We start from the raw sequence: 22,135 nt of genomic DNA on the forward strand, positions 1-22,135 counted from the left end.
GACGAGGATCATCCTCTTTCAGAGATAGTCCAGAGAGCTTGTAAATACGTTCCAAAACACTATGGCAATGGAACTTACTTTGTTCTGTATCAAAATAGAGGATATTACGCTTGCCTTCAGGAAGACAGGCTCTGTAGTTCAGAACAGTAGAATTGGTAACAGCTGCAGCAACCATCGCAGAGATATTGAAGGTTTTCTTACTCTTTGCTTTTCCTGTAGAAGCACTAAAGTTGCCAAAAGTAGCGATGGTACAATCTCCAACAAATAGAATCTTGGGTGGAATAGTGATTTTATCTGTTGCCTTGATTTCACCTTTGGAAAGATAAGATTCCAATTCTTCATCACTGAAACTATCCTTGTTAAGCATGGACACTTCAAGCGATTGGTGTTCCGACTGCTTATTTGACATGTCCTGTCTGTTCTTATTGTTCTTGTTTTCCATCTTTCTTTTTCTTTTTTGTTTTACTCTTGATGCCTTTGACTGAGATTGCGCATCGGTCAAGGAGTTCAGCTATCTTTGAATCTGGCAGATTGGAGCCATCAATGCTGTTCTTTTTGGGTATCTTCTTCATTGTTATCAGTGCTGTTAAGTTCTGGACTGGGAGATTCAATAATATCCGTGGAACCATAGCAAGGATTCTTTTTAATCCATTCTACGAGTTCCTTCTTCTCGAAGAATACCATTTTGCCTCGTGGTTTGAAATGAGGAATTTCACCACTGCTTGTAAGTTTGTAAAGAAGGCTCTGCGATATGTCGAGATAAAGGCAGACTTCCTTTGCATTCAGAATATCCTTCGTAGAGAAGAGTGTTTCTTCTATAAACTTGATACGCTTCAGGACAACCTCAAGCTTCAATTCTTTGACCAGGATTTCCAAAGATTGAACACGTTTTGACAAGAGTTCGATTTCTTTCTTTGCCATAGATTTGAGCATTTATAAGTTAGACAATGAGGGAGCCACCCTCAATAGTGAACCGATTCGGGTGCAAAGGTAAGGGCAGAAAATGGCAATCGTTCAAAAGCGTGCTATATAGGATTTTTATGTTTCGCCATTATATAGGCTTGTTCGTTTCATTTGGTTGGTTTTGTTGGCAGTTTAGCTACTTTTTTGCACGCTGATAAGGTATAAGACCATCTAAAATCAAGCATTTATCAAGGAATAAACTATTTTTCTTCCAACGGTGAAGATAGGCTGCACAATAGACACTTAACTTTGCAGCACATTCTTGAAACCAAGAAACAATGGATTTAGTAAAAGAAAATACAAACTAAAACGACACGCTCATACGTGTCATAATAATCATTTTTAATAACCTTTTTATTACACAAAAAGAAAATGAAACGGTTAAAGAACAACTCCGTGCTCTCTCTTTTTGTGTCCAAGCTGTCTAAGCTGTACCAAGAAAGTAGAGAAAGAGTTGCCAGAGAACGAGCTTTGGCAACTGTATCGTGCTGCCTATGAGCAGTACCAGTCAGAAATCAAGAACGGCGAGAAGGCTTATTCTCGTTATGTGAATGATTTCATTTCCTATCATCTTCCATGTGTGTGCATGAGCGAGGAAGCAATCAGACTTCACGCCATGCATGTCTTCGCCTTGAAGGAACTCCTTGAAGATCGCACTGATCTTGTGGAATCATTCTTCTCAAAGTATTCATTTACAGAGGAAGATTTTCTTCAGATGGACAATCTGTTCAACAAAGGAATGAAAATCGTAGAGCCAGAACCTGTGTTCCTGGCTCATTTCAATGATGAGCAGATTAGTCTTATCAGAGGATTTGCGAAATCCGCAACGTTATTCCAACCAGAAGCATCCGAGGAAGAAATCAAGAACCTCTTTGAATGTAAGTTGTCTCATCCTCTTCAGGCTACAGTCAACCGAAATGTTGCTCTCTTCTTCGGGAAACTTCGCGAGAAAGGTCTTATTCCTCATGCATGGCAGATGATCATCGAGGAGAACAAGCTTGTATCATCGTCTTCAAACAATCAGCCTCTCCGTGCTTCACAGCTTCGTTGCGGATTGGCACAGGCGAGAAATGCAAGCCTTGGCAAGAAACCTAACTCTGACAAGCCAGACAGCGAGCTGGGCTTTTATGACACATGTGACTCTTTCGTTAAGAAGTTGAAAGAAAGTCTGTAAAATGCAACTAATCCTATCAACTGAAAGAAGGATGCCTATATAACTGCTATATATCCAATCCTATATAGTTGATAGTGGCACGCTTATGATTTACAGGGGCTACCTTTGCACAAGAATCGATTCAAGTACGGAGGTAGCCACTCCTTTTCGTGTAACAAAATCATAAGACATACCACAATGGATGATAATAAAGAAATGCATTTTTCCGACACGACCGTCTCGTATTTACAGTTCGTTGATGACCTTGCAACAAAGATTGCATTAAGAGTTCATCAGATAGAGAAAGGTCAACTTGAAGTCAGTCAAGCACAAGCATTCAGGATGTTTGGCAGGGCTGATGTAGAACGATGGATCAGAAACGGCAAGCTTATGCCGTGTAGAATTTCCCCTGGCAAAAAGCGTTATAAGCTTACAGACCTACAGCAACTTGCAAGCGTAACACAGAATTATACTCTGTAGGGGTTACTTTAGAAACGAAAAAACTCAGATATGGTATTGCACCGTATCTGAGTTTTTCTGTTAAAGAGAGATTGAATATTTTACGAAATCAATCTCTGATACATTTGGGTAAGATTCTTGTCAACATTCGTAATCTTAAATTGAACACGAGCATTCTTGATTTTCTTAGGGAGTAGGGTAACCAATTTGTCCATAACCTGATCTACATTAGAGAAGCCTGTATCTTCAAGAGCACAAACTTTTTTGCCCATCACGTATGCCTCCGCACGTACGTTATTGTATTTTGAGATCTTCTCGAATGTGTTATCTTCCTTCTCAACATGCTTAGATTCTTTATCTGTAAAGAAAATGAAATCAAGAACCTTTTCATTGAGAATCCACGCAGGAGTGAAATCAACCTTCACATAGACCTTAGCCATTTTGTTAATGGAGTGGTTGAGACCAAAGTCCACTTCATTCAAGGTAGCGCCACATTCATTCTGTGCAATTGTAGCCCAACTATGGCGGAATGAATACAATGATGCTCTATAGCCTTCCTCGACTTTTTCCCAAATCTGCTTAATTCCAATATTCACATTTGCACAGAAAGAGTCGGAAGTGGACAAACGCTCATGGAAGTTGAATAACCAAGGAGATTTTGGATCCTTGGAAAGGTACTTCTCGAAGGTAGGCTTGATGAACTCTGGCACACGAACCTCAAAATAGCCATTATCTGAACGAGTCTTTTTTGTCTTTTGACGCTCATAATGGAAGATTCCATTGAGGTACTGATCTTTCTTCGCGTTGAATATATCAACCGCATTGAGTCCACACATACCGAAAGAAATCAAAGCAACATCTTGACCAACCTCCATAAGAGGGTTTGTGAATCTGCTTCTGTCTGGTACGACATTGAAGAATGCACGAAGCTTGCTTGCAGGAATGGCACGCTTCTCAGGAATATCACTTCTTGGAATTTTTACATTTATCCAAGGGTTCTTGAGCTTTGTAATGCCTAGTTCTTCATCATTGAACTCCTTCATGGCAGCCTTATACACCTCTCTCATGCAAACTGGATATTGCTCTTTGCAACGGTTAGTCTCTGCAAGAGATTCTATCCATCGGTTAAGGAAAGCAGATGTAAGACGAGAAAACATGATGTTATCTGTCTCTGCGAATCTCTCCATGTGCTGTATAGCCCATTTGTAGTTTCGAGAAGTACGTTCCTGTCCTCGACCAATCAACTTGTCAATATGCTTTCTTGCATAGTCGGAAAAGGAAATGTCATTATTGAACTCTGAGAGATACCTAACAACCTCACTTGTTGACCAATTTGTAGAATCAACAAGATTGAGCTGTCGGCAATAGGTTTCAATCAAAGAAGAAGTCTGTTGGATAACGTAAGGATCAGTTATTTCTTTGTTAGAGCTTAGACCTTTCTCATTGACAACCCAGGCTGTCTTAATATAGGACGTTTGCTTTTTCTTTGTAAAGCGGATGTAAACAGGGTAGATTCCGCTTTTTGTCTTGATTCTGACAGTTGCTTTAATGTTTACCATACTGATTAAAATTAGTGACTATTAAATTTGAATTAAGTTCTCACTTTAGCAGCACCATTTTTTTAGTGTAAGACGCGAGCCATTTTAGTGTAAGACATATGTAAGGCATATGCGTCATGGACTGCTTGAGGGATGTGCAGAATGTACTAAAAAGAACCGAGGCAAGTACCTGTTTGCCAGATACTTGCCTCGTATGTCACTAATTTTCAGCACTTTTCGTTTATTCTTCTACTGCTGCCTGCGCGGCAGCGAGGCGGGCGATGGGCACGCGGAAGGGTGAGCATGATACGTAGTTCATGCCGAGGCGTGCGCAGAACTTAACTGATGAGGGCTCACCACCGTGCTCACCGCAGATACCCACGTTGAGCTCGGGCTTGGTTTGACGGCCCTTAACAGTACCCATCTCAACGAGCTGGCCAACGCCGGTCTGGTCGAGAACTGCGAACGGATCAACCTTGAGGATGCCGAGTTCTTTGTACTTGCCAAGGAACTTGGGAGCATCGTCGCGTGAGTAACCGTAGGTCATCTGTGTCAAGTCGTTAGTACCGAATGAGAAGAAGTCGGCAACCTGTGCGATCTGGTCAGCCACGAGGGCTGCGCGAGGAATCTCAATCATTGTACCTACCTTGTAGGCAACAGTCTCACCGCGCTCTTGGAATACCTTCTGGGCAGTGCGGTTGATGATGCCGGCCTGCATTTCGATTTCTTTGAGTTCGCCTACGAGGGGAACCATGATCTTGGGATGAACATCAACACCCTTGGCCTTCATGTTGAGGGCAGCCTCGATGATGGCGCGTGCCTGCATCTCGGTGATTTCGGGATAGGTGTTACCCAGACGGCAACCACGGTGACCCAGCATGGGGTTGCACTCCTCAAGACCGTCGCAGATGCTCTTAACTTGCTCCAGTGTGAGGCCTGTCTCTTCTCCGAGCTCCTTCATTGTAGCGAGCTGGTGGGGTACGAACTCGTGCAGAGGGGGGTCGAGAAGGCGGATTGTCACATCGTAACCGTCCATAGCCTCGAAGATGCCCTCAAAGTCGCCACGCTGAACGGGAAGCAGCTTGGCGAGTGCTACGCGGCGGCTTTCCTCGTCGGGAGCGATAATCATTTCGCGCATAGCCTTGATGCGGTCACCCTCGAAGAACATGTGCTCGGTGCGGCACAGGCCGATACCTGTAGCGCCGAAACGGCGAGCCTGCTTAGCATCGCGGGGAGAATCAGCGTTGGTGTAAACCTGCATCTTTGTATATTTGTCGGCGAGGCGCATTACTGCATCGTAGTCACCGCTGAGGTCAGCGTCAACTGTTGCAACTGCTCCGTCGTAGATTTCACCGGTGCTACCGTTGAGTGAAATCCAGTCACCTTCTTTATAAGTCTTGCCGTTCATGACTACGGTTTTAGCCTTGTAGTCAACCTGGATAGTTCCTGCGCCTGATACGCAGCACTTGCCGATACCGCGAGCAACAACAGCAGCATGTGAAGTCATACCGCCGCGTGCTGTGAGGATACCTTGTGCTACAACCATACCGCGGAGGTCTTCGGGAGAAGTCTCGATGCGGACGAGGACAACTTTCTTCTTGCGTTCAGCCCAAGCCTCGGCATCATCAGCGAAGAATACAATCTGGCCTGAAGCGGCACCGGGAGATGCGGGAAGACCCTTAGCCATCACCTGTGCGTTCTTGATAGCTGCTTTGTCAAACACGGGGTGGAGAAGCTCGTCGAGTTTCTCGGGCTCCATGCGTTTAAGGACGGTCTTCTCGTCGATTTGGCCTTCGCGCAGGAGGTCCATAGCGATCTTAACCATCGCAGCACCAGTGCGCTTGCCGTTACGAGTCTGGAGCAGCCAGAGCTTGCCGTTCTGGATAGTGAACTCCATGTCCTGCATATCGTGGTAGTGGTCTTCGAGCTTCTTCTGTGTCTCAACGAGTTGTGCAGCGCACTCGGGCATTGATTCCTCGAGTGAGGGATATTTAGCGGCACGTTCTTCCTCGCTGATGCCCTGGAGCTTAGCCCAGCGGCGGCTACCCTCAGTCATGATCTGCTGGGGTGTGCGCACACCGGCAACTACGTCCTCGCCCTGTGCATTGATGAGGTACTCACCGTTGAACAGGTTCTCGCCAGTAGCAGCGTCGCGAGAGAAGCAAACGCCAGTAGCAGAGTTGTTGCCCATGTTACCGTAAACCATTGCCTGAACATTAACTGCAGTACCATATTCCTCGGGGATCTGGTTCATGCGGCGATAGAGGATAGCGCGGTCGTTGTTCCAGCTGTCAAATACAGCGTAGATAGCGCCCCACAGCTGATCCCAAGCGCTCTCGGGGAAGTCCTTGCCAGTGTTTTCCTTAACAGCGGCTTTGAACTTAACAACGAGTGCTTTGAGGTCGTCAACATCGAGCTCGGTGTCGAATGTAACGCCCTTAGCTTTCTTTGCCTCTTCGATAATAGCCTCGAAGGGGTCGATATCGGTTTTGTTCTTGGGCTTCATGCCAAGCACAACGTCGCCATACATCTGCACGAAACGACGGTAGCTGTCCCAAGCGAAGCGGGGGTTGCCAGACTTCTCGGCGAGAGTCTCGGCAACAGCATCGTTGATACCGAGGTTGAGGACGGTGTCCATCATACCGGGCATTGACACGGGAGCACCTGAACGAACAGATACGAGCTGGGGATTTGAAGGATCGTTGAACTTGTTGCCAGTGAGGTTCTCAATGTGAGCAACAGCCTTCTTAACGTCTTCTTTGATTAATTCAACCACTGCTTCGCGGCCTTCCTTGTTGTAGAGGCGGCAAACGTCGGTAGTGATTGTGAAACCGGGAGGCACGGGGACTCCGATAAGATTCATCTCGGCAAGATTGGCGCCTTTACCACCGAGGAGATCTCTCATCTTAGCGGTTCCTTCAGCGCAGCCGTTTCCGAATGTGTAAATTGTTTTCATTTATCTATTTTTATTTTAGAAATAAATTATTTTCTATAATAAATATAAAGTGTAGCAATAAAACGTAACTATACTATTATACAAATTAGACTGCAAATTTACTTAAAAAATCGCAAATATGCAATTTGATACACTATATATATTGATTTTTTAAGATTTTAATACAACTGCGAGTGGAAAATTGTTTTTGTTTTTAGCCTGTGTTACTGTCAACTTGATGTGTCGTTGAACCTATGTGGAGCGCATGTTGACCGAGTACAAGTCGTTGCGTCAAAGCGTGCTTAGTGCTCTTGCCGAGATTACCAACAACTTGAAGTTGGGCAAGGACTACTCGCTGGAGCAGGAGCTTGCCGACGCTATCGCTCTTGCTTACAATGCACGCAAACATGGCTACAAGGCTGGTGACATGGTAAGCCCGTATGCTCGCCAGGGTAACTTGTTCCAGCTTGATGACGGAGCAACAGCAGGTGACTTTAACAATGCCACCATGCTGATGATTGCCGATGTGCTTAATGACAACCGCGTGACAAGGTTGAAGAATGTGATACGCGCCTATAACACCAAGGCGGCTGATGCGGCCGCAGGTCGGCTGGAACTGTGGAGCGGTGGCGTGAAGAGCAAGAAAGATATTATTAACGAAGTAATCAATATTATCAACAATGGAAAAGAAGAAGGAAACACCCAAAAGCAAAAAGGCAGCGTTCAACAAGATGGCGCTGCTGGCACAAGCAGTGAAGGAAAACCAGAAGTAAAGCCCGAGGAAACGAAGCCCAGCGGAGAAACGCTGGGAACAGAACCAGAGGAAGCTGCCATCGCAGCAGCAGAGGCTGTTACTGATGCCAATCCTACTGATGCACAGAATGAAGCCGCACAGAAACATGCCGACCTTGTTACCGGTAATGATAAAGCGATAGCAGATGCTCAGCCGGTATCACTCGAAGACATGAGGGGTGCTACAGAAGTTGAGCCTGTTGCTAAGCAGGAACAACAGGAAACCCCGAAGGGAAAGCAGAATGAAAGTGGCAACAAACTTGTGACCGATGAACGCTATGAGCAGTTGAAGGCTCGCATGAATAAAAAACTGAGCCAGCTCAACGTGGGTGTTGACCCTGAAATGCTTGCTATCGGTACTGAAATGGCGGTGTATCACATTGAGAAAGGTGCAAGGAAGTTTACCCAGTTTGCCAAGGCTATGATTGATGACTTGGGCGACGTGATACGTCCTTACCTCAAGTCGTTCTACAATGGAGCCCGTGACCTTCCCGAGGTGGAGGAGAATGGCTGGGCAAACGAAATGACATCATACGACGAGGTGCGTGTGATTGATGTTGCAAACTTTGACAAGAACGTTATTAACTCGATGGACACTGCCGAGACTGTTGTGCGAGAGCAGCAGATAGCGCAGCAAGCCGAGGAAGCAAAGGAGCAGATAATTGAAGCCAGGAACAATAACCGCAAGGAGGTTGAACAAAAAAGTGCAGAGAAGACAGACGAGCAAGGCAACCCTCTTAACGAGGACGGAACATTGAAGCTGGAGAAGCTTTCATCTATCGACGAGATAACCGATGAAGACTTCTCTGCACCTACTCGTAGTGTAGAGCTTCCTGCATTGCCTGCGGCAGTTGATGAGGCTATCGGTGCAAATGGCAAGCCTGTTATCATCAAGAAGAATATCTTTGAGCGTAATGCAGAACGTCACAGCGACCTCACTCCAGATAATAGCAGAGAGATACTTGAAGCCGCATTGTACACTCCAGACCTATACGGACAGAATCAAAAGGCAAAGCGTCCATATAACTGGGTTGTAATAAACACCAAAGATAAAGAAGGAAAGAACCGCCTTGTTCTTATCGAACTAAGTCCAGTAAAAGAAAATGCCGAGATAGTACATTGGCACTATATCGACACGCCTGCGCTTGAAACATTAAAAAGACAAGCCGAACGTGAGGACGGACAGCTCCTCATACTGCCTTCCGAATCGGAAGAGGCTGGTGTCCTTTCCAGCCCTACGAACGACTTGTCTTCTGGCGGCAAAGTTACGAATAATTCTTCACTTGACCAAGAAAAAAGCGAAAAGAACCGTCGCAAGAAGGCGAAGCCGACGGGCGAGAAAATTGAGGATGTGGGCGAGAAGCTTGCAGGTGCGAGGAAGGACATGCGAGCTGAGATTGCCAAGGCTCTTGATGATGCAAGCGTGGCAAGTCTTGTAGAGCTGCCCTTTGGCAAGGCCTACAAGAATCCCAACCTCGCTAAGGCTGTTGAGAGCGGTGCCTTGCGAGAGGAGGATGCGAGATTCTTTGAAGCTATATTCGCTGCCGGAATCAATGCGAAGAAGCCTACACTCACTAAGACCGAACAGAGTAGGAAAAAGTATCGTGTGGGTTACAAGACGAATGTAGAGCGTTGGGCGGAACAGACCCACACTACACTGCAAATGCTGAAGGAGTTTGTCGAGGCCGACGAAGCGACACGCGACGAGGTTATGAACAAGTTGCTGTCGATGGAATATCCCAAGCAGGAAGAGGAAGAGCAGACACTTGCCCGCTTGAAAGAGCTGAACCCAGACTATGAGGGCCACACTCACGAATGGGGCGACAAGTGGACTCCTAACCCTGTGCGTGTAATGATGGAGGTGATGACACGCCTTGGCTACAAGCCCGGTGAGAAATTAGACTTACCGTTTACCGAACTCAAGCCCGTCACTGGTTTTACTGGTTACAGATTAACGAACCCTCAGGGCAAGACTCAATATAGCACCGTAAGTTCTGTAGAGGATGGCATAGACAGACTTGTTTACCTTGCCAAGGTCAAGCGTGGCGACAGTGACGTGAAGCACCCTATGAGCGAGTTCTCGGCAGTTGCGACCAAGACTGAGTATGCCGAGACAGGAAGGTATAGGGTGGTGTATGGTTCGATTTCGAGCGCCAAGACCAAGGAGTTTGACAGTCGAGAAGAGGCGGACAGGTTTGTTGCTGAGTTGAACAGTAAGGGTAAGCAGCAATCACCATATATAGCACCGATAAGGGACGTGTCGCGCAGGCATGGCTATGTGGTGCGCTTCTGCAATCCGTTGACCAACGAGTACAGTGTGGTGAGTGAGGGTGAATTTGATACGAAAGCTGATGCCATGGCGTGGCTTGACGAGAACTATGAATCAGCCAACGAGAAGGCTAACGCATCACTCAAAACCGAGAAAAAGAAACGCGAGGTCACAGCTGACGATATGCTCACGGTGAGAATGGCCACGAAGGACGGCAAGACATGGAATTACTCGGTATATATCAACGAGGCTTATGCTAACAATATGGGTATGCCGCTGGAACTGCGCGGTGACTTTGAGAGCCGCAAAGAGGCGAAGGAGTATGCCGATAGCATGAAGGACAGAGTGTTCAAGGCATACAAGGAGGCTGAGGCGCAACGTAAGGCATTTGTCTATTTCAGCACTGGTGAGGACAGCCGTCTGGGCGAGGACTACCGTGGCGGCAAAGATGTGACTGCGGAGGATTTCATGAACACATTTGGATTCAGGGGTGTTCAGTTTGGCAACTGGACCAACCAGAAAGACCGCCAGATGGCAGTGAACCAGGCGTATGATTCGTTTATGGATCTTGCGAAATTGCTTGGTGTGTCACCCCGTGCGTTGTCGCTTAACGGAGAGCTGGGTATTGCATTCGGTTCTCGCGGCAGCGGTTGGGCAAATGCGCACTACGAGCTTGCTGAGGTAGTAATCAACCTCACTAAGACTCGCGGTGCAGGAAGCCTTGCCCATGAGTGGTGGCATGCGCTTGACAACTATTTCTCTCGTAGTGCCGGGGTACCGTTTGGCATGGTAACCGATAGAGAAAGCATTGCGATGCGAGAAGAAATGCGCACTGCCTTTAATGACATGCTGGCGAAGATTAAGGATAGTGACTACTACAAGCGCAGCCGTGAGCGTGGCGACTACTGGGGCAGGATGCACGAGGTGACAGCACGCCTGTTTGCGGAATGGGTGGACCAGGAACTTAAGGCAAATGGTGAGTTAAACACCTTCCTGTCACGCGGTGCGAACACTGACAGCTGGGTGCAGATGAACTACGCTATCTACAAGGCGTTGCTTGACCCTAACAAAGAGCCGATGAGCTTCGAGAACTTTGCCGACACTCCGCAGGCATTGAGCGGCTTCCCATATCCTACAGCCAAGGAAGTGGAAGCATTCGGTGACCTGATGCGTAATATCTTTGAGACTGTGAAAGAGCGTGAAGAGGATGACAAGGTGGCTTTGTTCCAGGTCGGCAACATTGATGCCGACAACTCGACCCAGGCGCAGCAGGCGGCTACTGAGGCTATCATTACTGCGCTTGGTGAAAACGCTGGGCTTGACGTGGTGATGGAGACTCAGGAAGCCGGACGAGCGGCTGCTGGAATGAGTGGTGAGATGATGGATGTGAGCGAGAAGTTTGATAACGAGCTACAACAGCAGATAGACGGAACCCTTCCACAAGGGCACATCTACGAAATGGGAATGCCGAGCGACAAGTTGCTTGCTTGTGGCATTCCTAATCTGCCAATACAAATGAATGCAGCCAGACTGAAAGAAAAATCTTCGGAATTTGGCCACGATTTTGAGTTGTCAGAAATCAAGGGTCTGGTAGAAGCAATCAACAATCCTGTGGCGGTATTTGATTACGGCAAGAACAATGCTGCAAGGAACATCATTGTAAATATTCAGAAGGACGGGAAGAATTTCCTGGTAGGCCTTTATCTTAATCCAGTAGTGGGTGGTCGTCATCTTGAAATCAATAGTATTAGAAATGTGTTTCCTAAAGACACACACGAGTGGGTGAATTGGATTCAGCAGAAAAAACTAATTGGTGGAAACACAAAAAAAATTCAAGACTTGATAGACAAACAGCGAATCAATCTCGCTGACGTTGAATATCTCGACTTGAATTTGGTTGCAAAAATAGTACAAAATGGCGAGTATACCAAGTTTTCGGACAATAATTTTACAGATAATACTGAAATCGAGTTCATGCAGCGTCCTGGCGGCACTGTGTATGGCTGGGCTGAGGGTAACCGCATTCACTTGACACCGGAGGGAATTAACCCGAACACTCCTATCCACGAGTACACACACTTGTGGGCTAAGGCTGTGCAGGCTAAGAACCCGAAGCTGTGGGGCCGTATCAAGGAGCTGCTGCGTGACACTCCTGTGTGGAACGATGTGGTTAACGACCCTGCATACTCTTCAATCAAGGGCAACGAGGATGCTGTGGCTAGCGAGGCACTGTCTCGCATCAGCGGCAAGGATAATGCCGAGCGCATGGAGCGTGAGGCGCAGAAGTTGATTGACGAGGCACAGGGCATCCTTGACAAGGCTGACGCTATTACCTGGTATGAGAAGATGAAGCGCGCTTTGCGTGAGTTCTGGCAGTGGGTGGGCGTGAACCTCTTTGAGATAGAGGATGTGAAGAGCATCGACGACGTTACCGACCGCGTGCTGTATGACTTGATGGAGGGGACCGACCTGGGACTTGACAGCGAGTACCACAGCGATGCTGCTGAGTTCTCGATAGTGGAGGATCCAGAAACAATCAAGTGGCTTGAAGACAGTCCAAAGATTCCAGGTTACCGCAATGTGGTGCTGAATGAGGACGGCACACTGGGCTCGCCCATGGCAAACGGACTGAACGGCAAGGGCACTGCTAAGACTTCGAGCTTTGAAATGAACAAATGGGAGCAGAGCGAGGAACACCCTGAGCTTGCGGACGAGAACGGCAAGATAAACCTTGTGAAGCCCGACGGCAAGCGAGTGGGTAATGTGGACTATAACCCCTATATCCACAATCGTCCCAACAAGATAAACAAGCAGTTCAGGCAGGCGTGGGAACGTCCCAGCCTTGTTTATATCGAGACCGAGATTGCTCAGGCAGACCTTGACGAGGGCTACCATGCAGACAAGGCCGCCAAGAGTGTGGGCGTGCATAACTGGCCGACGGCAAACAGCAAGCAGCAACTAATACTGTCGCGCTATGACAAGCCAGTGCGCATCGTACCATGGGACGAGGTGGCTGACGACTGGGAGAAGGAGTTCAAGAAGCGCGGTGTTGAGTTTGACATCGTGCCCCCTGCGCTGTTGCCTATTCTTGCTGAGCGTGGCGTGAAGATACTGCCGCCGCACAAAGGCATGGGCGAGAAGAAGGCTGGTGAGATGGTTCGTGATGCGGCTGCCAAGGCTATGCCTGACACCAAGGTGGTGGACGCTGATGGCAAGCCGCTGGTGGTGTATCATGGGACACCTATTGCTGGTTTTACAGAGTTCTACACCGAAGAGAGTCTTGCTTGGGTTTCTGTTTCAGAAGATCAAGCGAAGATAACGGAGGTTACAATGAGTCTCAAGAAGGACTTTATACAGACAATACGGTGAGGTGCGTCGGGGTTGTTGCGGGTGTGGTGTTTTTTTTGTACTTTTGCAAAAAATATTATTTTTATCGTGGCAAGAAAAAGAAAAGTACTGCCGGTTGTTGAGAATTTTGAGATTACCGGTGTTGCGGCTGAGGGTAAGAGCCTGGGCCGCTGGAATGACCTTGTGGTGTTTGTGCCATACGGCGCTCCTGGCGATATTATTGACTTGAAGGTTACTCGCAAGAAACATAGCTTTGCCGAGGGTGAGATTGCCCGCATGGTGAAACCCAGCGATTTGCGCGTGGAGCCGTTCTGCGAGCACTTCGGTGTGTGTGGCGGTTGCAAGTGGCAGCATCTGCCATACGAGTTTCAGCTGCAATGCAAGCAACAGCAGGTTGTGGATGCAATGGAACGTATCGCAAAGATTGAAATCCCCGAGATTAACCCTATACTGGGCAGCGCTGAGACGAAACGCTACCGCAATAAGCTTGAGTTCACTTTCTCTAACAAGTGCTGGCTCACACGCGAGCAACTGGAGAGCGGTGCTGAATTCCCCGACCGCAATGCGCTGGGATTCCACATCCCGGGGGCGTTTGACAAGGTGCTTAACATCAATCAATGCTGGCTGCAGGATGATATAAGCGACGAGATAAGGTTGTTCATTCGCGACTATGCCGTGAAGCAGGGGTATTCGTTCTATGACATCAGGAATAATGAGGGCTTAATGCGCATGATCATGGTGCGTGTTGCAAGCACTGGAGAGATAATGCTGGTGGTTGTGTTCAGCGAGCCCAATCAAGCTGCTATTGATGACGTGATGGGAGCAATTAAAGAACGATTCCCGCAGATTACAAGCTTGATATATGTCGTGAACCTGAAGGTGAATGATAACATTGCCGACCAGGAGATGATTTTGTTCAGCGGCCGCGACTATATTGAAGAGGAAATGGAAGGGTTGAAGTTCCGCATCGGTCCCAAGTCATTCTACCAGACAAATTCAAAGCAAGCCTATGAACTTTACAAAGTGGCTCGCCGAATGGCTAAACTTACTGGTAATGAACTGGTATATGACTTGTATACAGGCACGGGCACGATTGCAAACTTTGTGTCTCGCCAGGCTCGCCAGGTGATAGGTATAGAATATGTGCCCGAGGCTATTGAAGACGCGAAGCTCAATTCACGCGTGAATGGCATTGACAACACGCTATTCTATGCTGGCGACATGAAGGATGTGCTCACTGATGCGTTTGTGGTCGAGCACGGACGCCCCGAGGTGATGATTGTGGATCCGCCTCGTGCTGGCATGCACGAGGATGTTGTGAATGTGATACTGAATGCCGAGCCGGAGCGCATCGTGTATGTGAGCTGTAACCCTGCCACGCAGGCACGTGACCTCGCGATGCTTGACGTGAAGTATCGTGTGGTTGAAATCCAACCAGTGGACATGTTCCCGCACACGCACCATGTTGAGAATGTCGTGGGGCTGGAGTTGAAATAAAGAATATTTAATTGGCGATTTTCTATAGAGACTGGAGCCTGGCTGCTTTGGGGCCGGGCTCTGTTTTTTTTTATTAGTGTCCGCTAAAAGTCACAACATTACCCCCAACATCCTCAAACACCGTCATATATAGTCCATTGTCAGAAAGGGGGGCTTGGTTGTGTAGGAAAAAAGAAAATGATTTTCTTTAGGTTTATGGCTCGCGCCAAGAACCGTGCTCAAGGGTGTGAGCAGCGGTAAGTGGGCAAAGCCCGTGCCGCGACCAACGAACCTCCCTTAAAATGGTGGACTCTGTCCACAAAATAAAAATACTCTATCTATCAGATATTTATATTTTGCTTGCCGAGCAAGCCATTTCCTATGCGAAGCAATAAAAACACAAAAAAAATATTTTCTTTTTTTTAAACCGGACCCTAATGTTTTTTTTATAGTAATTGCTGGTAGTCGGGGATGTCGGGGAGGAACTTGTAGGTGTCGTTATCGTAGTCGATGGCGCAGCAGTAATGTGTCAATCCGTTTGAGACGATGAGGTATCGTGCGCGCAGCACCATGTTGTAGCGTACTATCTGGTCGAATACGTTCTGTGTGATTTCGATTGTGGGAGCCTTGTACTCTACTATGACAAGCGGGTTGCCTTGCCTGTCGGCCACGAGGGTGTCGCATCGGCGTTTGATTCCGTTCTGGACGAGCGACATCTCATTTGCCATGCGTTCGAGAGGGAATTGCTTGTGGCTGATGAGGAAGTGCACAAAATGTTGTCGCACAAATTCCTCGGGGGTGAGTGCCACAAACTTTTTTCTCAAGATGTCAAAAATAACTAGACCTTGAGAAGTTTTTTTTACATTTAAATCGCAATCGGGTAGGTTAAGTCGCATTTATTTGTTAAATTTGTGTGCGAATTTAGGAATAATTCTCCAAATAACAACAAACCCTATGGCGGAAAAAAAAGAAACAGTGTCATATTTCAGCCTGCGCAAGGAAATTGAGGCGGGAAAATTCCAACCTATTTATTTGCTGCAAGGTGATGAACCGTACTATATAGACCAGTTGAGCGACCTTATAGTTGAGAAGGCTCTGCGCGAGGACGAGCGTGATTTCAATTTGTCGATATACTATGGCAGCGATGCCAATGTGCGCGAAGTGATCAGCACATGCAAGCAGTATCCGGCATTTTCCCAGTATAAGGTTGTGGTGCTGCGTGAGGCGCAGAATGTGAACAAGCAGGCCGGTGGTCATAACAAGGACCTGGAACTGTTTAAACTCTATGCCGAGAATCCGTTGCGTAGCACGATACTCGTGGTGTGCAACAAAGACGGCGCAATCAAGGCTAAACCGTTTGTAGATACCTTGAAAAAAGAAAAGACCGGTGTCGTGTTCTCGTCGGCCAAGGTGCGTGACGGCCGCGACCTGCAAGGCGTGATTTCTAACTACGCGACGTCGATAGGGTGCAATATTGATTTCAAGAGCGTGACGATGCTTGCCGACTGCATAGGCAATGACCTGTCGCGCATGTTCAGTGAACTGGACAAGCTCAAACTTCTAGTGAAGGAAGGCAATGCAATCACACCAGAGCTGATAGAGCGCAATATAGGCATCAGTAAGGACTATAACAACTTTGAGTTTGAGGATGCTATTATTACCCGTAATGCCGCTAAGGTGTACCGTATAATTGACTATTACCAGAAGAACCCGAAGAACAATCCTGTGCCTATGGTTGTGGCTATGCTGTTCAGTTTCTTCTCGGGCGTGTTGCTTGTGCGGGCAAGCAAGGACCAGTCGCAGGCCGCCTTGATGGCTGCCGCCGGGACAAAGAGCGCGTGGCGACTGGGTAAGTTCAAGGAGGCTGCACGCAACTACTCGACCCAGGCGTGTGTGAATATCATCGGTTACTTGCGTGAGTGTGACGTGAGGTGCAAGGGCATGGGGTCAAGGCAAGACTCTTACGACTTGCTGAAAGAACTTGCCTACAAGATATTGCACTCGTAGTGAACTGTTACTTAACTCGATAGTGGTAGCCCAGCGTTAACATTATCGACATGCTTGACGATCCTGCAAAAGTGTCGGTCTTGCGGTTGCTGAACACGTCGCGAAGGCCGTAATAGAAGCGTCCTTCAAGGTTGAATGAACTCTTGTTGCGCGAGATGAACTCCATGCCCATGCCCGCTGAAATGCCATAGTCAAATTTGTTCTTGGGCTTGAGCGTGAATTGTTGGGTCTGGCGGTTGGCTGTTATGAACTCGGGCATCTCTCCTGCGTGCTCGTAGTCAAAGTTGGCGCTAGTGCTTTCTGCAATGAGGAAACCCGCCTCGGGACCAGCGTTGAAGTATCCGTGAAACTTGTTTGAACCGAAGTAGATGTGCGTGAGCACAGGAATCTGAATGTAAGTAAGGCGACGCTGGTAGGCGTAGTCCATGTCCTCGAATTTTTCTTTCCAACCCCTCTGTTCGAAGTTGACCTCGGCAATGATGCCGAAGTGCTTTTCCTCAATGTATCGAGCCGTGACACCCATCATCATGCCTTGCAGGAAAGACTGGGGCACCCCAGGGTTGAATTGCAGGCGCGACATGGTCACGCCTCCCTTGGCTCCAACGGAGATGTTGCCTTCATAGTGGGTCTGTGCCCACGACAGAGCGCAGCCCGCAATGATTGATATTGCCAGTGTGATGAAACGTCTCATTACTTGTCAAGAACAATAAAGCTTTCGATCTTCTTGTCGGGAGAGAAGTGCACCAGTGTGATGGCTTGGTTCACCAGGCCTTCACAGCCATCGATGCGGCTGAACTTGAAACCAGTCTGTATGCCCTTGTAGAGATCGGTTGTCTCGTTGATGTCGTGAGCATTGCCCATTGACTCAATGATGTAGCATCCAGTGTCGAATCCCAGCAAGCCCATGTGCGGGTAAGACTCGAGCATCGTGCCGCCATACCACTTGGCGTAACTGTTCTCCACATTGCGAGTGCGGAATCCTTTAGAGTTGAAGAAACGTGAGAACATGTAAGTGTCAATTACCATGAGGTCGTTCTGGTAGTCCTTGAGGTAAAGCACATGTTCGGGATAAGCGATGAGGTTGAAGTCGCAGTCAAATCTTTCCTGCTTGGCCTGCTTGAGTGCAGGGATTATCTTTTTGAGCAGGTTTTTGTTGCCATTGCTCGGTATAATGACATAGTTGGTAGCGGGGTTGAGTTTCCTTGAGAGGACGTCGAAAGAGAGGTCGCCATCAACCTTGATTGTGGAGCAGTGCACTCCTGCGGAATTGAGGTTCTGCTTGATGAGACCGAACATTTCGGAAGCCTCGTTGGCTACATCTTCAAGGAAAATCGCGTCGCAGTCGGCAAAGCGGGTAGTCATCCATTGTGTGAGGTTGGCCACGAGCAGCGGTGTTGGCGTGTTGACAAGAAGAGAATGCGGATTGCTCTTGTAGTCATCGTTTTTGGTTGTGAAGCTATTGAGCACGTTGATGCCGTTGGCCTGTCCGAAGGCGTTGACTCGCTCGAGTTGCTTGGGTTCTCCTGGAGCGATGATGAAATCCAGGTTGCGCATCTCGGGCAGTGCCAGCAGGCTGTCGGTGACGTTGAGGTTGTGCTGCGTGTCGTAAACCTTGACATTTATTTTGCGAGAAGCCTTGTTGCCAAGGCTGTCGAGTGCCAGCATAAATCCCTTGAGGTAGTCGGTGTAGAGGTAGGCTTGCTTGGGAGCATCGCTCTTGTGCAACTGGAAGGGAAGTATAATGCCCACGTTGCACTCTTTGTTGCGGTGTTCCTCAACGAGAGTGTTGTAGATGCCGTTGATGTGCGACGCATAGTGACGCTCAAGGTCGTTGACGCTCATTGTGGCTACGTTGCCAGTAGTGCGCACTATGGTGGTGAACGGCACGATGATTTTCTTGCCTTTCTTCAGTTTATCGACGCTCGGGTTGAGTTGCTTCAGCGTGGAAGTGGTTGTTCCATATTGGTTGGCGATGGAGTAAAACGACTCGTCTTTCTTGATGTCGTGGGTCTTGAATCTTGTGACAGCGGCATCGTAGGCAAACGGCATAGCCGATTGCGGGGTTACCCTCACTGTTGTCCCCGGCTTATAATCGGATGGAGCGAGTGAGATGTTGGACGAGAGTATGCCCTCGACCGATGCGTTGAAACGCTTTGCCACGCTGTAGATGTTGTCGCCGGCGACAAGGGTGTATCCCACCTGTTGCTGGGGCTGGAATTTTTGAGACGACTGGGGCGCTGCCATCGACTTGTAGTTGACGGGCACGAGAAGCAAGAACTGTTTTTCGAGTCCGTTGCTAGCCCATGTGTTGTATTCGGCGATAACGTCGGCTGGGAGGCCAGTTTTCTGCGATACGCCATGAACGCTCTCTTTGTCACTTAATTTGTAGTAGTAGAAATCATTGCCATTAATTGACATCACAGGCAGTTGCATCTGTGCATTGATGCCCACGAATGTCACGAGGCAAATGAGTAAAGAAAACAATCTATTGATATTCATTGTCAATATTTTAATTTACAAAACATAAAGCATTGCTTTAACTTTTTGCAATACAATGCTGTGCAAATTTACAAAAACTTTATGAAATATCTATGCTTGATGACCCACTTATTTCGGGTTTACTACGCGTTCTCCTATGTATTTTGCAATGTCGCTGCGCACGGCATATAGATGCTGGAGTTGCTTGAGCAGTTCAATAGCGTAGTCGGGCGAAGCTGTGTTGAGTTGTTGCTGCACTTGTTTTATGCGCTGCTGGACGATAGCGTTTTTCCAGTTGAAAATTGCAGAGGGCACCAGAGACTCGAGCTTGTCAAACTCGGTGGGAATGGTAGCATACTCGGTGTGGATCTTGCTGAGGGTGTATTTCTCGCTGGCAAGGTCGGCCGATATGCGTCGCACCTCGTCGTCGGGGTGCGAGAAAAGCCGCTTCTCGAGATAGTTGGTGCGATATTCGTTGATTTTGTCGATGTTGTCTTTGTTCACTTTCGACTTGATGCGTTCTTCCTCTTGCCTGAGGCTGTCGGCGCTGTGGCCTATGGGGTCTATTGCTCGCATGAGCAGGTCAACCTGCTTATTACCGTCTTGGGCAATGGCGGCTTCTTGCGATGACAATTCAGTGTAAAAATCATTCAGAAGACTGAGCGACAGGTCAAAAATCTTCTTGAACTGAGGTGTGTTGAAAAATATGTTGTCGGCTTCAAGTTCGCTCTGGATGTATTCTACCACAGTCATGTTTTGGCTCACAAATTCTTCGTCTTGATAGAAGAAAGTGCAGAAGTTGCACATTCCGTACCTGATTATATACTTGATGAGCGCACGTTCTTGCAGGAATGTGTCGTTGTTTATGACCGGAACACTAGTGGCAGGGGGTGTGCTGGGCGGCACCTCTGCCTCTGGCTGGGGTGTGTCGGGTTGCTGGCCTGCGGACTGTTGCGCCTCGGCCGTTGCTTGCCGTTCTTCACGCAGTTTCTCTCGTTCACGGTTCTTGGCGCGCTCCTCGCGGTTTTGGCGTATGTATTTTGCCACGTCACGCAGCACGACATCCTCGCCTATGTTGAACATGTCGCTCACCTCCTTGGCATAGATGGCGCGAGTGACTTCGGAGGGTATCACGGCAATAGACTTCGTGACATCTTCAATGGCCTTGGCGCGCTTGATGGGGTCACGCTCGGTGCCCTTGAGCATGATGCCGGTCTTGAATGTGATGAAGTCGGCTTCGTTGTCGTCGATATATTGCTGTATCTCGCTTGCGCTGTGCTTGCGTGAGTAGCTGTCGGGGTCATCATCGTCGGGGAGAAGGAGCACCTTCATATTAAGTCCTTGAGCAAGAATCTTGTCGATACCCTTGAGTGCGGCCTTGATGCCCGCCTCATCGCCGTCAAACATCTCGGTGACGTTCTCGGTGAAGCGGTGTATCATGTGTATGTGCTCGTCGGTGAGGGCAGTGCCTGACGAAGCGATTACGTTCTCAAACCCCGACTGGTGCATCGAGATGACATCGGCATATCCCTCGACGATGTAGCACTTGTCGTGCTTGTTGATTTCGCGCTTGGCTTGGAAAAGACCATAGATTTCCTTGCGCTTGCTGTAGATGATAGACTCGGGCGAGTTGACATATTTGGCGATGGTCTTGTCCTTCTTGAGCGTGCGACCGCCGAATGCCACAATCTTGCCGCCCACATTGACGATGGGGAAGATGACTCGTCCGCGATAACGGTCGTAGCCACCGCCACGGTTGTCGTCCACGCAAAGGCCTGTGTCAAAGAGAAGCTGGCGGTTGAAGCCCTGGGCAACGGCTGCCTTGTAGAGAGCCGACCGGTCCTCGGGTGAGTAGCCCAAACGGAATTTCTTGATGGTTGCAGTAGAGAAACCGCGGTCGTTGAAGTAGGAGAGTCCCACTTCTTGCCCCTCGGTGGTGTCGTGCAATTGCGTCTCAAAAAACTGGCAAGCCCACTCGTTGAGCATGAACATAGCATCGCGGGCTGTCTGCGCAGCCTTTTCCTCGTCGGTCTGCTCGCGTTCATTTACCTCGATGTGGTATTTGTTGGCGAGGTAGATGAGGGCATCGTGGTAGTTCATCTGCTCATGCTTCATGATGAAGTTGAGCGCGCTGCCACCCTCGCCGCATGAGAAGCACTTGCAGATGCCTTTAGATTTAGAGACGTAGAACGATGGCGTGCGATCGTTGTGGAAAGGACATAATCCCACATAGTTAGCACCGCGCTTGCGCAGTGTAACGAAGTCACTCACAACGTCCACAATGTCGGCGCTGTCAATGATAAGGTCAACAGTTGCTTTATCTATCATCGTCCAGTTGTCTTACGAAATGCAAAGGTACGACTATTTCAACGAAAACGAAAACGAAAACATCAAAAAAATTTTTGTCTCTCGGGGAACTCGGGGAAGTTTTTGACTGAAAGAAATTAAAATAATTAGAATAATTTAATTTTCTTATGTTCTTTTGTTCTTCTGTCAAAGAATAAATCACACAGATAGCCTCTCGGGGAACTCGCAGAACTCGGGGAAGTTTTTTACTGAAAGAAATTAAAATAATTACCTTAATTCCGCAGCACTTTTGTTAACAATTTTTATAATATCCTGAGCAACAAAAAGTTGCCCAGGATTTTGTCATGTCGGTGATTTCACTTAATTTAGTGCGGCAAATAAAACCAAACGAACCACCAACACGACATCGA

13 protein-coding genes and 1 pseudogene are annotated in these 22,135 nt (G+C 48.0%); 5 read left to right on the forward strand and 9 right to left on the reverse strand.

The window, feature by feature from the left end; all coding sequences use genetic code 11:
• The 3 genes and pseudogenes from ACKI3C_RS07980 to ACKI3C_RS07990 form a co-directional block, all read right to left on the reverse strand.
• Positions 1–367: pseudogene (locus ACKI3C_RS07980) on the reverse strand (mobilization protein); the annotation flags it as partial.
• A 55-nt stretch (positions 368–422) separates the two neighbouring features.
• Entirely contained in the window at positions 423–572 is a 150-nt protein-coding gene (locus ACKI3C_RS07985; RefSeq protein ID WP_293591185.1) for a hypothetical protein, read from the reverse strand.
• On the reverse strand, positions 541–921 hold the full coding sequence (locus ACKI3C_RS07990; RefSeq protein WP_321625430.1) for a helix-turn-helix domain-containing protein: 381 nt from the start codon (positions 919–921) through the stop codon (positions 541–543). The genes ACKI3C_RS07985 and ACKI3C_RS07990 overlap by 32 nt, the downstream gene beginning before the upstream one ends.
• Positions 922–1,417: 496 nt before the next feature.
• Here ACKI3C_RS07990 and ACKI3C_RS07995 point away from each other — a divergent pair, with 496 nt between their 5' ends.
• Positions 1,418–2,137: a hypothetical protein gene (locus ACKI3C_RS07995; protein ID WP_407403815.1), complete on the forward strand. Its 720-nt coding sequence runs from the start codon at positions 1,418–1,420 to the stop codon at positions 2,135–2,137.
• Between the two features lie 177 nt (positions 2,138–2,314).
• Positions 2,315–2,596 (forward strand): hypothetical protein, encoded by a 282-nt coding sequence (locus ACKI3C_RS08000; RefSeq protein ID WP_407403817.1) that lies wholly within the window; start codon positions 2,315–2,317, stop codon positions 2,594–2,596.
• Between the two features lie 80 nt (positions 2,597–2,676).
• On the opposite strand, the gene ACKI3C_RS08005 is transcribed toward ACKI3C_RS08000, so the two are convergent.
• Complete coding sequence (locus ACKI3C_RS08005; RefSeq protein ID WP_407403819.1) at positions 2,677–4,134, reverse strand: tyrosine-type recombinase/integrase; 1,458 nt, start codon at positions 4,132–4,134, stop codon at positions 2,677–2,679.
• 220 nt (positions 4,135–4,354) lie between these two features.
• The gene (gene ppdK, locus ACKI3C_RS08010; protein ID WP_407403821.1) at positions 4,355–7,069 is read right to left on the reverse strand and encodes a pyruvate, phosphate dikinase; all 2,715 of its coding nucleotides are present in this window, start codon (positions 7,067–7,069) and stop codon (positions 4,355–4,357) included.
• Positions 7,070–7,313: 244 nt separating this feature from the next.
• On the opposite strand from ppdK, the gene ACKI3C_RS08015 reads away from it, so the two are divergent.
• Both ACKI3C_RS08015 and rlmD read left to right on the forward strand, forming a co-directional pair.
• The gene (locus tag ACKI3C_RS08015; protein ID WP_407403823.1) at positions 7,314–13,478 is read left to right on the forward strand and encodes an LPD1 domain-containing protein; all 6,165 of its coding nucleotides are present in this window, start codon (positions 7,314–7,316) and stop codon (positions 13,476–13,478) included.
• A gap of 66 nt (positions 13,479–13,544) precedes the next feature.
• On the forward strand, positions 13,545–14,954 hold the full coding sequence (rlmD, locus tag ACKI3C_RS08020; protein ID WP_407403825.1) for a 23S rRNA (uracil(1939)-C(5))-methyltransferase RlmD: 1,410 nt from the start codon (positions 13,545–13,547) through the stop codon (positions 14,952–14,954).
• Between the two features lie 425 nt (positions 14,955–15,379).
• On the opposite strand, the gene ACKI3C_RS08025 is transcribed toward rlmD, so the two are convergent.
• Complete coding sequence (locus ACKI3C_RS08025; protein ID WP_407403827.1) at positions 15,380–15,829, reverse strand: type I restriction enzyme HsdR N-terminal domain-containing protein; 450 nt, start codon at positions 15,827–15,829, stop codon at positions 15,380–15,382.
• Positions 15,830–15,887: 58 nt separating this feature from the next.
• On the opposite strand from ACKI3C_RS08025, the gene holA reads away from it, so the two are divergent.
• Positions 15,888–16,940, forward strand: a complete 1,053-nt coding sequence (holA, locus tag ACKI3C_RS08030; RefSeq protein WP_407403829.1) for a DNA polymerase III subunit delta — start codon at positions 15,888–15,890, stop codon at positions 16,938–16,940.
• A gap of 7 nt (positions 16,941–16,947) precedes the next feature.
• On the opposite strand, the gene ACKI3C_RS08035 is transcribed toward holA, so the two are convergent.
• The 3 genes from ACKI3C_RS08035 to dnaG form a co-directional block, all read right to left on the reverse strand.
• Positions 16,948–17,631 (reverse strand): porin family protein, encoded by a 684-nt coding sequence (locus ACKI3C_RS08035; protein ID WP_407403831.1) that lies wholly within the window; start codon positions 17,629–17,631, stop codon positions 16,948–16,950.
• Positions 17,631–19,439, reverse strand: coding sequence for a LysM peptidoglycan-binding domain-containing protein (locus ACKI3C_RS08040; RefSeq protein ID WP_407403833.1), 1,809 nt, complete (start codon positions 19,437–19,439; stop codon positions 17,631–17,633). The genes ACKI3C_RS08035 and ACKI3C_RS08040 overlap by 1 nt, the downstream gene beginning before the upstream one ends.
• Positions 19,440–19,547: 108 nt before the next feature.
• The gene (dnaG, locus tag ACKI3C_RS08045) at positions 19,548–21,746 is read right to left on the reverse strand and encodes a DNA primase (protein ID WP_407403835.1); all 2,199 of its coding nucleotides are present in this window, start codon (positions 21,744–21,746) and stop codon (positions 19,548–19,550) included.
• Between the last annotated feature and the right edge of the window lie 389 nt (positions 21,747–22,135).

This window comes from Sodaliphilus sp. (assembly GCF_045598405.1).
GTDB classification, from domain to species: Bacteria; Bacteroidota; Bacteroidia; order Bacteroidales; family Muribaculaceae; genus Sodaliphilus; species Sodaliphilus limicaballi.

Excerpts from the sequence above, each read along its gene's own strand:
- ACKI3C_RS07985 (WP_293591185.1), bottom strand. The coding sequence starts at position 572 with ATGAAGAAGATACCCAAAAAGAACAGCATTGATGGCTCCAATCTGCCA.
- ACKI3C_RS07990 (WP_321625430.1), bottom strand. The coding sequence starts at position 921 with ATGGCAAAGAAAGAAATCGAACTCTTGTCAAAACGTGTTCAATCTTTG.
- ACKI3C_RS08000 (WP_407403817.1), top strand. The coding sequence starts at position 2,315 with ATGGATGATAATAAAGAAATGCATTTTTCCGACACGACCGTCTCGTAT.
- ACKI3C_RS08005 (WP_407403819.1), bottom strand. The coding sequence starts at position 4,134 with ATGGTAAACATTAAAGCAACTGTCAGAATCAAGACAAAAAGCGGAATC.
- ppdK (WP_407403821.1), bottom strand. The coding sequence starts at position 7,069 with ATGAAAACAATTTACACATTCGGAAACGGCTGCGCTGAAGGAACCGCT.
- ACKI3C_RS08015 (WP_407403823.1), top strand. The coding sequence starts at position 7,314 with ATGTTGACCGAGTACAAGTCGTTGCGTCAAAGCGTGCTTAGTGCTCTT.
- ACKI3C_RS08025 (WP_407403827.1), bottom strand. The coding sequence starts at position 15,829 with ATGCGACTTAACCTACCCGATTGCGATTTAAATGTAAAAAAAACTTCT.
- holA (WP_407403829.1), top strand. The coding sequence starts at position 15,888 with ATGGCGGAAAAAAAAGAAACAGTGTCATATTTCAGCCTGCGCAAGGAA.
- ACKI3C_RS08035 (WP_407403831.1), bottom strand. The coding sequence starts at position 17,631 with ATGAGACGTTTCATCACACTGGCAATATCAATCATTGCGGGCTGCGCT.
- ACKI3C_RS08040 (WP_407403833.1), bottom strand. The coding sequence starts at position 19,439 with ATGAATATCAATAGATTGTTTTCTTTACTCATTTGCCTCGTGACATTC.
- dnaG (WP_407403835.1), bottom strand. The coding sequence starts at position 21,746 with ATGATAGATAAAGCAACTGTTGACCTTATCATTGACAGCGCCGACATT.